The organism is Sphingomonas sp. 2378, from assembly GCF_038084995.1.
Lineage (GTDB): Bacteria > Pseudomonadota > Alphaproteobacteria > Sphingomonadales > Sphingomonadaceae > Sphingomonas.
This window is the reverse complement of sequence record NZ_JAXCMJ010000004.1, coordinates 167,376-180,864: the sequence shown is the minus strand read 5'-3', so window position 1 is coordinate 180,864 and position 13,489 is coordinate 167,376. Positions and strand designations below refer to the sequence as shown.

General features: G+C 68.6%; 10 protein-coding genes. 3 read left to right on the top strand and 7 right to left on the bottom strand.

The genetic code is table 11. From position 1 onward, the window contains the following. Window positions 1-2,036: TonB-dependent receptor (locus SM191_RS03940; protein WP_341505060.1), on the top strand; the 2,036-nt coding region annotated here is incomplete at its 5' end. On the opposite strand, the gene SM191_RS03935 is transcribed toward SM191_RS03940, so the two are convergent. Genes SM191_RS03935 through SM191_RS03910 form a run of 6 tightly spaced genes read right to left on the bottom strand, consistent with a single transcriptional unit; the run spans window position 1,993 to window position 8,995 of the window. Continuing rightward, complete coding sequence (locus SM191_RS03935) at window positions 1,993-2,910, bottom strand: glycosyltransferase family 2 protein (RefSeq protein ID WP_341505059.1); 918 nt, start codon at window positions 2,908-2,910, stop codon at window positions 1,993-1,995. The two genes, SM191_RS03940 and SM191_RS03935, sit on opposite strands and share 44 nt — an antisense overlap. Further along, complete coding sequence (locus tag SM191_RS03930; RefSeq protein ID WP_341505058.1) at window positions 2,907-3,818, bottom strand: polysaccharide pyruvyl transferase family protein; 912 nt, start codon at window positions 3,816-3,818, stop codon at window positions 2,907-2,909. The genes SM191_RS03935 and SM191_RS03930 overlap by 4 nt, the downstream gene beginning before the upstream one ends. Next, complete coding sequence (locus SM191_RS03925) at window positions 3,815-4,891, bottom strand: glycosyltransferase (protein ID WP_306999707.1); 1,077 nt, start codon at window positions 4,889-4,891, stop codon at window positions 3,815-3,817. The genes SM191_RS03930 and SM191_RS03925 overlap by 4 nt, the downstream gene beginning before the upstream one ends. Further along, window positions 4,888-5,817, bottom strand: coding sequence for a galactosyltransferase-related protein (locus tag SM191_RS03920; protein WP_306999708.1), 930 nt, complete (start codon window positions 5,815-5,817; stop codon window positions 4,888-4,890). The genes SM191_RS03925 and SM191_RS03920 overlap by 4 nt, the downstream gene beginning before the upstream one ends. After that, window positions 5,814-6,959 carry a glycosyltransferase gene (locus SM191_RS03915; RefSeq protein ID WP_341505056.1) on the bottom strand — a complete coding sequence of 382 codons (1,146 nt, stop codon included), beginning with the start codon at window positions 6,957-6,959 and terminating at the stop codon, window positions 5,814-5,816. The genes SM191_RS03920 and SM191_RS03915 overlap by 4 nt, the downstream gene beginning before the upstream one ends. Beyond that, window positions 6,956-8,995: an HAD-IIB family hydrolase gene (locus SM191_RS03910; RefSeq protein WP_341505055.1), complete on the bottom strand. Its 2,040-nt coding sequence runs from the start codon at window positions 8,993-8,995 to the stop codon at window positions 6,956-6,958. The genes SM191_RS03915 and SM191_RS03910 overlap by 4 nt, the downstream gene beginning before the upstream one ends. 386 nt (window positions 8,996-9,381) lie before the next feature. Between SM191_RS03910 and SM191_RS03905 the strand changes: the two genes are divergently transcribed. Both SM191_RS03905 and SM191_RS03900 read left to right on the top strand, forming a co-directional pair. After that, on the top strand, window positions 9,382-10,698 hold the full coding sequence (locus SM191_RS03905; RefSeq protein WP_341505054.1) for a PQQ-dependent sugar dehydrogenase: 1,317 nt from the start codon (window positions 9,382-9,384) through the stop codon (window positions 10,696-10,698). Next, a complete protein-coding gene (locus SM191_RS03900) occupies window positions 10,695-11,561 on the top strand; it encodes a hypothetical protein (protein WP_341505053.1) in 867 nt (288 codons plus the stop codon). Before SM191_RS03905 ends, SM191_RS03900 begins: the two co-directional genes overlap by 4 nt. 12 nt (window positions 11,562-11,573) lie before the next feature. On the opposite strand, the gene SM191_RS03895 is transcribed toward SM191_RS03900, so the two are convergent. Further along, complete coding sequence (locus SM191_RS03895) at window positions 11,574-13,484, bottom strand: alpha-L-fucosidase (RefSeq protein WP_341505052.1); 1,911 nt, start codon at window positions 13,482-13,484, stop codon at window positions 11,574-11,576. Window positions 13,485-13,489: the final 5 nt, after the last annotated feature.

Sequence of the window (13,489 nt, the reverse complement as noted above, 5' to 3'; positions counted from 1 at the left end):
GCACCGTGACGCCACGCCCGGCCCCCCGACCCGCGCTGCCCCCGCCGAGTGGCAATGCGCAGGACATCATCGTCACCGCCAGCAAGCAGGGCACCGAACTGGCCCGCTATCCGGGCAGCGTCTCGGTCATCGGGCGCGGCGTCACGGTGCCGGTCGGTTCGGTCGACCTCAGCGACGTGGCGGCACAGACCCCGATCCTTCAGACCACCGCGCTGGGACCGGGGCGCAACAAGCTGTTCATTCGCGGCATCGCCGACAGCAGCTTCAACGGCGCGACCGAGTCGACCGCCAGCCTGTATCTGGACGAGGTGCAGATCGCCTTTGCCGGTCCCGATCCCGGCTTGCGCCTATACGATATCGGCGAGGTGGAGATCGCCGAGGGGCCGCAGGGGGCGCTGCACGGATCGGGGGCGATCGGGGGGATCATCCGGCTGACCTCCAATCCGGTGGCGCTCGACCGGGATGCCGGGCGGCTGGAATGGGGCGGCGGGCTGGCCACCCATGGGTCGCCGAGCGGAGACGTGGCGGCGGTGGCGAACAAGGTGCTGCTGCCCGGAACGCTGGGCGTGCGGCTGGTCGGCTATCATGCGGTCGATGGCGGCTATATCGACAATGGCCGGACGGGCGCGACCGACATCAACCGGGTGCTGACCAGCGGGTTGCGCGGCACGTTGCGCTGGGCCTTGGGCGATGGGTGGCAAGCCGAACTGGGCGGTGGGGGCCAGTCGATCGTCGCGCGCGACGCGCAATATGTGATGAGCGAGGATGTGCTGGTCAGCCGCGCGGCGATCGCGCAACCGTCATGGAGCGACATGACGTTCGGTCGTCTGCTGCTGTCGAAGAAATGGGACGATGGTCTGCAATTGGTGTCGGCGACCGGGCTGGTGCGGGGGGCCTCGTTCGAGCGGTTCGACGCCAGCGTGCTGGGCGCGGGCCAAGCCTATCAACTCGATGGATCGAAGACCCTGTTCACGCATGAAAGCCGCCTGTCGCGGCGGCTGGCAGGCGGCGGCTCCTGGGTCGTCGGCATCAATCTGGTGTCCGACCAGTCGGTGATGGGGCGTACGCTGACCGCCAGACAGGGGGTGCGACCGGTGATCGGCGTGACCAACCTGACGCGCAGCGGCGCGATCTTCGGCGAGGCGACGCATCCGCTGAGCGCTCGGCTGTCGCTGACGATGGGCGGGCGGGTGACGGCGGCGCGGGTCGATGGCGAACCCTCGATCCGGCCGCGCAGCGCCAATTACGTCCGGGGGCGCTCGACCACGCGGGTCGATCCGACCTTCGGCTTTTCCTGGGTGATGGCCCCGGCCTGGAGCCTGTTCGGTCGCTATCAGTCGGGGTTCCGCACCGGCGGTCTGGCGGTCGCGGCGGGGGTGGGGCGGGTCGCCAATTTCGAATCCGACTCTATCCATATGGTCGAGTTCGGCGTCCGCCGTCTGCGACGCGGACCGACCGGGCTGTCCGCCTCGCTCAGCCTGTCGCACGCCCGCTGGACCGCGATCCAGGCCGATCTGCTCAACCGGTCGGGGCAACCGGTTACCAGCAATATCGGCGACGCACGGGTCGATGCGCTGGAGGGCTGGGCCGAATGGGTGCCGCAGCGCGACTGGCACCTGACCGGGGCGGTCTTCGTGACGGACAACGAGGTGACCGGCGCCACCGCCGCGCTCAGCCGGGCGAAGAACCGGCGGCTGCCCGAAACGCCCAGCGTCTCGGCACGGCTGGGCGTGGCGCGCGATTTCCGCGTGTCGCCCGAACTGATCCTGTCGGCGCGGGGGGAGGCCAGCTTCGTCGGGCCGTCGGTGCTCGGCGTCGGCGACATGTTCGACGTGCGGCAGGGCGGCTATGGCATCGGCAACCTGTCGCTGACCGCGCGCAAAGGCCGCTATTCGCTGGCCGCCACGCTCGACAATATCCTGGACGAGCGGGGCAATCGCTTCGCCTATGGCAATCCGTTCCTGCTGGGTCGGCGCAACGTCTCCACCCCGGTCAGGCCGAGGACGTTCGGGGTGCGGATGGGCGTCGATCTGTGATCGCGGCGCGGGCGTAGGCGGCGAAGCCCGCCAGCACATGGCGCAGGCGAAAGGCGTGGAAGTGGCGGATGGCGGGCACCGGCCCGACGAAGCGCATCCGCAGGTTGCGCACATCCTCGCGGATCAACCGTCCGATGCGGCGGTCGGTCCACAGATGCTTGGCATAAAGCGCGCCGTCGCCGAAGCCATAGCCCGCCAGCAGCGCGACCGCTTCGTCCTCACGCCTGCGGCCATGATAATGGTCGACCACGAAGCCGGGATCGTAGCGGATGGGGATGCCCGCCGCCTGTGCGCGGAACAGGAAGTCGGTATCCTCGGCGGCACGGAAGGGCGCACCCGCCCCGAAGCGTTCGTCGAACCGCCCGACCAGGCTCCGCACATCGGCGGTGAAGGCCAGGTTCGCCCCCATCACGAAGCCGCCGGGAAACCCGTTCGGGTCCGCCGTCATCGGATGATCCTCCAGCTTGACGGTGACGGGCAGGTCCGCCGGATCGCCCAGCAGGATGCGCCCGCCGATCACGACGGGAGCGGAGAACGCGGCAAAGGCCCGGATCAGCCGGGCGAAGTAATCGGGATGCAGCACGCAATCGTCATCGGTCATCGCGATGATCCGCCCCCGCGCCGCCGCCAGCGCCATGTTGCGGGCCCGCGACAGGCCGGGGCGCGGTTCGGACAGCAGGCGGATGGTGAAGCCGCGCTCGGTCGCCCAGTAGCGCACCATGGCGGGCGTACCATCGGACGATCCGTTGTCGACGACGATCAACTCCAGTCGCGTCCCGCGCGCCTGCTCCGCCGCCCGCACGATCGAGGCCAGCGTCGCGGCCAGACTGTCGCGCCGATTGCGGGTGCAGATCAGCAGGCTGACGTCGATCATCCGGCCACCATCGCCGCCGTCTCCAGCGGGGAGCGGGCCCGGCGGACCAGCGGACTGGCCTGCGTCCAGGTGGCGATATAGGCGCCGACCTTGCCATAGTCATTGTCCATGACGACATGCGGAATGCCGAGCAGCAGCGCCAGGATATGGCCGTGCAGCCGGTCGGTCACCACCGTCTCCCCCCGCGCCAACAGGCGAAGCCCGCGCTCGACGCGGCTACGCGACCGGGCGAGCGGATCGTCGGTGGCGACCGGCGGCTCCTCCAGCCAGTCGAGCATGACGCTTCCCCTGATGCCCGAAAGCGGCGCATCGTCGCGCTCCGCCCGTTCGGCGTCGGAGCGCAGCAGCATCAGGCAGGCGCAGTCGGCCTCGACCGGGCGGGGAAGGGCACCGAGGCCGAAGGCGGAGTCTGGCGCAAGCGTCGTCGGGCAGTCGAAATGCCGTTCCGCCAGTGCGAGGCTGGCGGTGTCGCGGACATGGAGGTGAAAGTCGGGATGCTCGGTCCCCACCTTCGCGAACCGATCGCGCTGGGCTTCGTCGCGGAAATGGATCGACTGGGGAAGCTGAACCACCCGGCGGTCGCGGAAACGAGCCAGTATCGTCTCACGGAAATGCTGGTGATGCGGCCAGATATCGCCCAGATTGCCGCCGCCATGGATCAGGATCGGACCGTGGGGGCAGGCGTCCCGCAGCGCCGCCTCGTCGAAATCGTCCCAGCGGCAGATATAGGCCGGACCGCCCGCGCCGATGTGATGCAGACAGGCCATCTCCCCCAGCCAGATCGCGCTGTCCCCGACATTGGGATGATCGGGAAAGTCGACCAGCGCGTAAGCTTCGCCCGGTCGGACATGGCGACGATATAGCTCGTGCAGCAACGTCCGCTGGTGTTCGATGACGTCGCCGGTCATGCGGCGATGGCGCTCGGCCCGGCGGCGCAGACGCTGGCATAGAGCGCTTCGCACCGGTCCAGCCACAGGTCGCGGGCGAAATGCGTCTCCACCCGGCGACGGGCGACGCTGCGGGGGATGGCGATGGCGGCAAGGATCGCCCCGCCCAGCGCCGTGCTGTCGCCCGCCGGGGCGATGCACCCGGCCTCGCCCACGACCTCGCGCGCCGCACCCGCATCGAACGCCGCGACGGGCAGCCCACAGGCCATCGCCTCGATCGCGACCAGCCCGAACGGCTCGTCCCAGCACGGCGTGAACAGGAAGACCGATGCCCGCCCCAGTTCCGCCGCCAGGGCCGTGCCGTCCAGATGCCCGCCATAGCGGATCCCACCGCCCAGCCGGGGCTCGACCTCCGCCGCCCAGTAATCCGGGTCCTCGACCGCGCCGAACAGGGTCAGCGGGACGCCTGCGATCCGCGCCGCGTCGATCGCCTTATGAGTCCCCTTGTTCGGGGTGATCCGCCCGCACCACACCGCCTCGCCATTGCCGATCGGCACGAAAGGCCAGGCGGCGGGGTCGATGGCATTGTGCAGCACCGACGCCTCGGGCGGCGCACCCTCCGGCCACCAGGCACGAAGCTGGCTGGCGGAGGTTACGGTCAGGCGGTGGCTGGGCGCGGGGCTGACCCGGACGAAGTGATGCAGCGCGTCATAGGGCGGCACGTGCAGCGAGGTGACGGTCGGCGTCACGGCGGTGCGGCGCGGCTCCAGCGGAAAGCGGTGCAGGCTGTTATTGTGCACCACGTCGAACCCGCCGCGCGCGATCCGGTCGCAGGCCTCGGCATAGCCCGCATCGACATGCGCGATCAGTTCGGGCTTGCCGCGATGCTCGGCCCAGGGGAACACCGCCTCATAATGTTCGGGCAGTACGGGATCGATGGTGAAGCGCGGGTCGCTGTCGCCGCTGGCGAACAGCACCACCTCATGCCCGCGCGCCGCCAGCCCCTCCGCCAGATACCAGCCATGCGCCTCCATCCCGCCGAGAAAGGGCTGGCGGATCGGCTGGCGGACATGCGCGAGCAGCGCGATCCTCATGCCGCGACCTGGGCGCTCGCGGCGCGCTCCTCCAGCAAGCGGATGACGCTGGCGGTGTTGGCATAGGGCTGATGGCTCTGCTGGCCGGTCAGGCTCAGGTCATCGGCATCGGGGCGGCGCAGGATGCGAATCGGGCGACCGGGCGTGTCGTCGATCAGGCCCATCAGGCGAAAGGCGTGCAGCCAATGGCCCATGGTGCGGTATCCCCATTTCTCCTCGAACAGTTCGGCATTGCGCACCACGCTGTCGATATGATGGACGGGGGGCATGTGGTGCGGGTGGTATTGGTGATAGGCGAGGCCGCCCTTGATCCAGGCGATCGGCACGCCCGCCTTGTCGACCAGCTTGCCGAAATCGGTATCCTCGCCGCCATAGCCCGAATAGCGTTCATCGAAGCCGCCCGTCGCCAGGAAGGTCGCCCGCCGCATCGCGAAATTGAGCGACCAGAAGCAGCGATAATCCTCGCACCGCTCGATCCCCTCCGGCGGGGGGCCGCGCCGGTCGGAATGGCGGACGGCGCGCGCCGCGAAGTCTTCATAGCGCCATTCGCCCTGGGTCGCGCCGCCGGGCAGGTACAGGACCTCGCCCATCAGCAACCCGTCCATCTCGTCCAGATAGCGGTCATATTGGGCGATCAGGTCGGGCGCGGGGATGCAGTCCATGTCGAGGAAGACCAGCTTGTCGCCGATCGCCGCCTTTGCCGCCGCGTTGCGCGCCTGGGCCAGCGGCAGGCGCGGGCCCGACACCATCATCTGGCGGATCGGGAAGGGCGCGTCGGGCAGGTCATAACCCTCGTCCTGGATCACCGCGACGATCAGTTCGACCGGGAGCAGCGTCTGACGGCTCAGGCCCAGCACCACGTTGCGGAGATGATCGGGGCGGCCCCCGGCAAGAGTGACCACCGAGATGCTGGATGGCGAGATCATGAATGGGCTCCGGCGGAATTGGGGGTGGGGGAATGATCGAGTTCGACCGGCCAGAGCCGCGCGGCCAGCGCCTCCAGCCAGTCGGCGGCGTCCTGCGCGGGGGTGTCGGCGATCATCACGCGCTGGGCGGCGGGGCGGTGCTGGCTGCGGGTTTCGGCCAGCGCGGCGGTCCAGCTTTGCGCCGAAGAGGGAAGGTGCGGCCGGACACAGGCGACGCCCGCCGCCGCCAACGCCTCGGCCTTGCGGTGCTGCTCATCGAAATAGCGCCATTCCGGAATGGCGAGCCAGGGCCGGGCGGCGGCCAGGATCTGCTGGCAGGTGGTGTTGCCGGTCGAGGCGATGACCAGGTCGGCGGCGGCGACATGATCCGCCGCATTATCGACCCAGCCGCGATGCTCGATATTGGCGGGCTCGGTGGCGTGCCAGTCGCGCACGACCGGGCCGATGGTGATCCAGCGCGCGCCCGGACGGCTACGCGCCCCGACGCCGAGCGGGGCCTGTGCGAAGCCTTCGCCGCCGCCGCCGGACAGGACCAGAATCACCTCTTCCTCCGGTCCGACGCCGATCCGCTGGCGGGCGAGTTCGCGCTCGGGGACGCGGGTGTCGACGCCCAGGCCGCCCGCGAAACAGGTCTTGGCGCGCATCGCCGCGTCCCATTCGGGTTGGGCCAGCGCCTCGTCGAACGCTGCGAGCAGCCCGGCGGCCCCGTCATAGGCGGCGCGGTGGCCCGGATCGCTCCGGTCGCCATGTTGCAGGATCTTCACATGCGGGACCGAGCAGATGCGCGCGAGCTGTGCGATCTCCGCCGACACGTCGCAGATCATCAGCGCGGGGTCGGCGCGGTCGAACCATCCCGCGATCAGCGCCATGGCATGCCGGATGCCCGGCCAACCCAGCGGTGCGCAGTGGAGTGTGTCGGGCGTCGGCACCGCGTCCAGCCCGCGTGCCTCCAGCCCGGTCGGCTCGAACAGGGAGGGGATGACGACCATCTCCACCTGCGGCGGCAGCGGGGGGAAGATATCGTCGCGTGCACAGAACACCGTCACCGGGCGCTCGGGCGGCAGCGCGTTCAGGATCGCGGCGCAGCGTTCGGCATGGCCGCGCCCCTGATGGTGGACGAAGTAACCGAAGGGCCGGGTCATGCCGCGCTGGCCCGGATGGCGCTGCGCACCGGGATCGCGGCGGGCTTGGGATCGGCCAGACCCAGCCGTTCCAGCCCCTCCAGCACGCCGCGCGCATGATGGCCCGCGACACGCATCAAGCCCTCACGCGGGGGCAGTCCGGCCAGTTCGTCGCTGGCATTGCCGACGACGATGGCATGGCCGCACGCCTCCAGCATGTCGACATCGTTGCCGCTGTCCCCCGCCGCGATGCACGCGCCAAGCGGCAGGTTGAGCCGCCGGGCATAGGCCGCCACCGCCGCCGCCTTGCCGCCCAGCGGCGCGAGCACGTCGATCAGCCGGCCATGCGAGAAAACGGTCTTGGCGGCAATCCCCTGTTCTGCCAGCGTCGCGCGGACCCGCATCGCATCCTCCGCCGTGCCGAAGAAGCTCAGCTTGTGCGGCCCGGCGGTGTCGCGCGGCTGGGGACGCAGGCGCAGCGGCTTCAGCGCGGCGACCACCGCCTTGCGGTCCCATCCGTGGTTCAACCGCGCGGAGAAGGCGGGACATTCCTGCCAGCCGCGCTGGCTCTTCAACATGATGCGCGTGCCGACATCGGTGATGAAGGCATCGGGTTCGGGCAGGCCCCATTGCGACAGGATCGCGCGCGCCATCGCGAAGGAGCGCCCCGTCGCCACGACGAAGGGAAGGCCGCTCGCCCGCCGCCATTCGGCAAACCCATAGGCCCCCGCCGGGCAGCCGGTCAGCGTATGGTCGATATCGCTGGCCAGCAGTCCCGGCGCGCGGGGCAACCGAGCATAGAGGGCGGTCGATTCCGCAGCATAGCGCCGCCAGTCATAGTGCGCCGCGCCCGAACGCCCCGCCTCGCTCATCCGCGCGTGACATTCGGGATCGGCCAAGATGGTCAGGCACGCCTCGGCAATGGCGCTTTCGTCGCTCGGCTCGACCAGCAGGCCATGGTCCAGCGCCCCGACGATCTCGCTGGGGCCGCCATGGCGGGTCGCGACCACCGGCACCCCCGCCGCCGCGGCCTCGATCAGCGTCAGGCCGAAGGGTTCGTGCAGCGCCGCGTTGACGAAGATGCCGCCCTTTGCCGCCCGGTCATAGAGCGCCGCGACGTCATGCCCGTCATGTTCGGGCGGCAGCGCGAAGCGGCCGTGCAGCGCGGGGCTTTGCGCCAACGCCTGAAGTTCGGCCAGCACCGCGCGTTCCTCGGGCGATCCGGGGCCCTCATGCTGTCCGGCCAGAATGACCAGATTGGCAGCGTCCCGAAGCGCGGGCGAGGCGGCATAGGCGCGGGCGAGCGCGCCGAGGTTCTTCTTGGCGACGGGCCGGGCGATCGCCAGCACGATCGGCTTGGCGGGGTCGGCCAGCATGGTGTCGAGCCGTTCGGACAGCGAGGGGCGGCTGATCGGACTGGCGTCGCGGCTGGGGACGCCGGGCGGGATGCAGTGGATACGGCCCGTGACCGGCGCGGCATAGGCATGGACCTGCCGCTCCGCCTCGTCGCGGGTGGAGACGATGATGGCATCGGCCCCGGCGATGGCGCTGCGTTCGGCGGCGATCCGTCCGTCCAATGCGGGGCTGTTGCCCTGATGCTTGCGCTTGTCGATGCCCAGCGCATGGGGGGTGTAGATGAAGGGGATGGCGAAGCGGCGCCGTGCCTCGGCCGCGACGGCGGCGGCGTCGGAGAAATGCGCGTGGATCACGTCGGGCAGACGCGGCAAGCCTTCCAGATGCGCGCAGAACGCCTCGGTAAAGGCCGCCAGGTCGTTGGCCAGCGCTTCCTTTTCGAGATAGCGGTGATCGCCCGTCGCGATCCGGTCGATGGTCAGCTTGGGCGAAATCCGCTCGCTGGCCAGACCATGTTCGCGGTCCAGCGCCACATCGTCGAACAACCGGGTGACGATCGAGACTTGATCCGTATCAATATGATCCGCCTGCGCCATCGCTGCATCGAGAATATAGGCGATATGGCCGCCCGTGTCGGCGGTGATGCCATAATGGACAGGCGGCGATTTCAGGCAGCCGCCAAGTGCCAGATGCAGGATGAACAATCTCGCCCCTTTCGTTATGGAGCAAGAACGTTAGTAATATTGATTAGCTCCCAGTTGTTTCAGGGATTTATCGGGGCGGCGGCCACGATGGTTTTCGTTGTTCCGATCTTGATCTTTATCAAGTTTGGCTGGACCGATCAGGTTGGGGCGTTGGTCAGAAAGGCGATGGCTCCCGTGATATCCGCCGGTTCGGCACCGTTCCCCGAAGGCTTCAAGAATGCGCGTCGGGAACACTCCGACAGAAGCGCATGGTTTGGGAGCGCGAGGCAAACTCGTAACGCATGATCGGGCCCACTGGCGCGGGACATGAACATTATTTTATGTTGCGGAGCGGAGCGGCATTTCGCGCTTTTTCGCCTCCATCGACGAATGGTGGAGACGTCAGGATGAATCGACGCACGGCGCGTCGCGCGGTGGGCGCGGCGGTGATGACGGCCATGGCGGCTGCGGCCCAGGCGCAGGATGGTCGGATGCCCGACAAGGCTCCCGGCGCGGATCGGCCTGTGCTGGGCCAGACCGAGCGGGACGCGCCGTTCGCGACCGAGTCCGCGATGGTCTACCCCAGGACGATCGGCTGGCCGGAGGGGCGGACCCCCGTCGCGCCGCGCGGCTGGCGCGTCACCAAATTCGCGGGCGGGCTCGACCATCCGCGCCAGGCGCTGATCCTGCCCAATGGCGACGTGATCGTGGCGGAGGCGCGCACCGCCCTGAAGCCCGACCTCGAACCCGAACAGGCGCGGGCGCGGCATATGGCACGCGGCTATGGCTTTTCGGCCAACCGGCTGACCCTGCTTCGCGATGCGGACGGCGACGGCGTGGCGGAGCAGCGTCATGTCCTGCGCGAGGGGCTGAACCAACCCTTCGGGATGCAATATGCGAACGGGCGGCTCTATGTCGCCAACACCGATGCGGTACTGAGCTTTCCCTATCAGCCGGGGCAGACGCAACTGACCGGTGCGCCGCGCACCGTGGTCTCGCTTCCGGCGGGCGGGTATAACAATCACTGGACGCGCAACCTGCTGCTCTCGCCAGACGGGCGCACGCTGTACGTCTCGGTCGGGTCGGCCTCCAACGTCGCCGAGAACGGTATGGACGAGGAAAAGCGCCGCGCCGCCATCCTCGCCATCGACCTGTCGAGCGGGCGGGAACGGCTTTACGCCTCGGGTCTGCGCAATCCGGTGGGGATGGACTGGGCACCGGGATCGGGGACGCTATGGACCGCCGTCAACGAGCGCGACCATTTCGGCGATGATATCTCTCCCGACTATCTGGTCGGGGTGAAGGAGGGCGGCTTCTATGGCTGGCCCTATAGCTATTACGGCAAGCAGGATCCGCGCCATGCCAACAACCGGCGTGACCTGTTGGCGACGACCCTGATGCCGGATGTGGCGGTCGGTGCCCATGCCGCCGCGCTCGGCCTCGCCTTCGCCAAGAACACGCCGGCGGACGCGCAATATGCCTATGTCGCGCGGCATGGGTCGTGGAATCGATCGACGCTGAACGGCTATGACGTGCTGGTCGTCCCCTTCGCGCAGGGCCGCCCGACCGCCGCGCCGCAGCCCTTCCTGACCGGCTTCGTCGCCGACGCTAAAAAGCGGGAGGTGTTCGGTCGTCCGGTCAGCATCCAGACGCGCTCCGACGGTGCGCTCTATGTCGTCGATGATGCCGGGGATACGGTCTGGCTGGTCCGACGCGCCGGATGATGCTCCGGCTCGCGGGGCTGCTCGCGCTGCTTCCCGCCGCTCCGCTATGGGGGCAGAGCGTGCCGCTGGTCGATACCGAGGACGCCACATTGTCCTCGGTATCGGTGGGCGGGGGCGGGATGCATCCGATCCTGACCCTGGACGTGCGCAACGGCGATTATGCCCGCGCGACCTATGACCAGGACGGACCGGGTGTGGACCGCGTGCCGGTTCATGCCACCATCGGGCTGGCGGTGGTGCTGGATCGCGATGCGGCGGGACGGGGGCGCTGGTTCCTGACGGGGCAGAGTTCCAATGGCTTCCACGCGCCGTCGCCCGGCGAGCGCAGCCGCCCGCGCGCTTTTTACGAAAGCAACACGATCGCGGCGCTGGCGTGGCGTCCGGTCGAGGGGCTGACGGCGGCGCTCGCCTATGCGGTGAAGACCAGCCCCAACGGCGTCGATCCCACGACACAGGAGGCGAGCGTGACCATGGCCTGGACCGGCAAGGACGCGCTGGGCGATCTCGGCCCCAATATCGTGGTCACCCGGCGGACGCAGGGCGATGGCGGGTTCTTCACGCTGGCGAGTCTGTCGCCGTCGCAAAAATTGGGCGAGGGCGAGGATGCGGCGCAACTCTCCCTGCCGTTGGCGTTCGGCATGGGTTGGGATGGGTTCTACGGCGAAGGCCTGGGCGACCGCGCCTATGGCAGCGCGGGGTTTGCTCTGTCGCAACCGCTGACGCTGGGCGGCGCGAAAGCGACCTTGCGCGCGGAGATATTGGCGCTGATCCGCGACGGGGCACTGGCCGCATCGGAAGCGCCCAATGCGACCAGCGACCGGATCATACCACTCGCCACCCTGTCCTTGCGGATGGGGTGGTGAGCGGCGTGGGAATCAGCGCTTGGTGAAACCGCCGATCCCGGCGATCGCCAGCTTTTCGGCGGGCTTGGACATTTCGGCGAAGGTCAGCCGCAGATAGCGGACCGGGCGGACGCTGGTGAAGGGCAGGCGCTGGGTCGATAGGGCATAGGCGATGTTGGAGAATTCGCCCGACCCCGCCGGGGTCCAGCTTTTCCCGTCGACGCTCGTCTCCGCGACATAGCCGCGCGGCGGGGCGGCGTCGATCATCACTTGGCGCGACGGGGTCAGGCTGAAGCCCGCGACATCCTGCGTCTTGCCCATGTCGATGGTCACGCTGGCGGGCTTGCCCGGTGTCGGCGCGGGCTGGATCCAGATGGTCTTGGCGTCATTGTCGAGCAGCTTTTCCGCCCCCGGCGCGCTGGCCGACACGATGGCCCAGCCCTTGGTATCCATGACCGTCGGGTCGCTCGACACGATGGCGGGCACGGGGACCGGCGCGACGCTTTTGAAGAGCGAAACCTCGCTGATCGCGGGGCAGACGGCTGCGTCGACGATGCGCAGGCGGATGCGGCGTGCGGTGATCGGCGCGGGCAGGCGGATGATCCGCTGTGCGCTGATGCACTCATGCTCGGCCAGTTGCTGCCATGCGCCGTTCACCTCGGCATCGACCGCGAAGCGCGTCACGCGGACGCCCAGCGGCAGATATTCGCGGATGCGGATCAGGTCGAAGCTGCGCCCCGGCGGCAGGTCGAGCGTCAGGCTGGGCGTGGTCACGCCATCGGGGGCGGACCAATAGGTATCGCGGTTGCCGTCCAGCACTTTGGCCGCCTCGAACCCCTTGCCGCGCACATGGCTGGCGCTCGCCACCGCGCCTTGGGCGAGGTCGCTCGCGAAGCTGGCGCGGATCGCGTCGCCGAAGCTCTTGAGGATCTTCACATCCTGATCGGGGATGCGCCCGCGCCGGTCGGGCGGCAGGTTCAGGTTCATGTTGGTGCCGCGTGCGACCGAGGTGTCGAAATAGCCGACCAAATTTTCCGGGCTGCGGACCTTGGAGTCCTCGTCGGCATGATAGAACCAGCCGGGCCGGATCGAGGTGTTGGTCTCGGCAGGCCACCAGAGCGCACCCCCTCGCACGCCCGAATTGCCTTCGGACTGGACGTACGGATGGTTCGGCATGGTCGGCCAGCAGGGATCGCCCGCCACGCCATCCTCATTGCCGACCCAGCGAATGTCCGCGCCGAGCGGATCGAAGGTGCAGGCCATGGGCTGGTGCTGGTGGACCAATGCGATGATCGAGGGCCAGTTATAATATTTGGGCGCATCGATCTGCCGCGTCTCGCGCGCGCCGCCATAATAGCCGTCGCCGCCATTGGCCCCGTCGAACCAGAATTCGAACAACTCGCCATAGCCGGTGCAGAGTTCGACCACCTGCTTGCGGAAATACTCCACATAAGCGGGCCGACCATATTCGGGGTGGTTGCGATCCCAGGGCGAAAGATAGATGCCGAACGCCATACCGGCACGCTTGCAGGCATCCGACATCTCGCGAACGATATCGCCCTGGCCGTTCTTGTAGGGCGAGTTGCGGATGCAATGCTCGGTCAGCTTCGTCGGCCAGAGGCAGAAGCCGTCATGATGCTTCGCCGTCAGGATGATGCCCTTCAAATTCCCCGCCTTGGCCGCCGCGACGATCTGGTCGGCGCTGAAATCGCTGGGGTTGAAGGTCCTCGGGTCTTCGTCGCCATACCCCCATTCCTTGTCGGTGAAGGTATTCATGGCGAAGTGGATGAAGGCATATTGCTCGCGCTGATGCCAGCGCCACTGCCGCGCCGAGGGGACCGCGCCATAAGGGGCGGGGGCACCCGGCCCGGCTTTGGCGAAGGCGGGCGTGGCGGAGGCGACGAGCCCGGTGGCGAGGACGGCGCGGCGGGAGAAATCGGTCATCTTCA

Excerpts from the sequence above, each read along its gene's own strand:
- SM191_RS03935 (WP_341505059.1), bottom strand. The coding sequence starts at position 2,910 with ATGATCGACGTCAGCCTGCTGATCTGCACCCGCAATCGGCGCGACAGT.
- SM191_RS03930 (WP_341505058.1), bottom strand. The coding sequence starts at position 3,818 with ATGACCGGCGACGTCATCGAACACCAGCGGACGTTGCTGCACGAGCTA.
- SM191_RS03925 (WP_306999707.1), bottom strand. The coding sequence starts at position 4,891 with ATGAGGATCGCGCTGCTCGCGCATGTCCGCCAGCCGATCCGCCAGCCC.
- SM191_RS03920 (WP_306999708.1), bottom strand. The coding sequence starts at position 5,817 with ATGATCTCGCCATCCAGCATCTCGGTGGTCACTCTTGCCGGGGGCCGC.
- SM191_RS03915 (WP_341505056.1), bottom strand. The coding sequence starts at position 6,959 with ATGACCCGGCCCTTCGGTTACTTCGTCCACCATCAGGGGCGCGGCCAT.
- SM191_RS03905 (WP_341505054.1), top strand. The coding sequence starts at position 9,382 with ATGAATCGACGCACGGCGCGTCGCGCGGTGGGCGCGGCGGTGATGACG.
- SM191_RS03900 (WP_341505053.1), top strand. The coding sequence starts at position 10,695 with ATGATGCTCCGGCTCGCGGGGCTGCTCGCGCTGCTTCCCGCCGCTCCG.
- SM191_RS03895 (WP_341505052.1), bottom strand. The coding sequence starts at position 13,484 with ATGACCGATTTCTCCCGCCGCGCCGTCCTCGCCACCGGGCTCGTCGCC.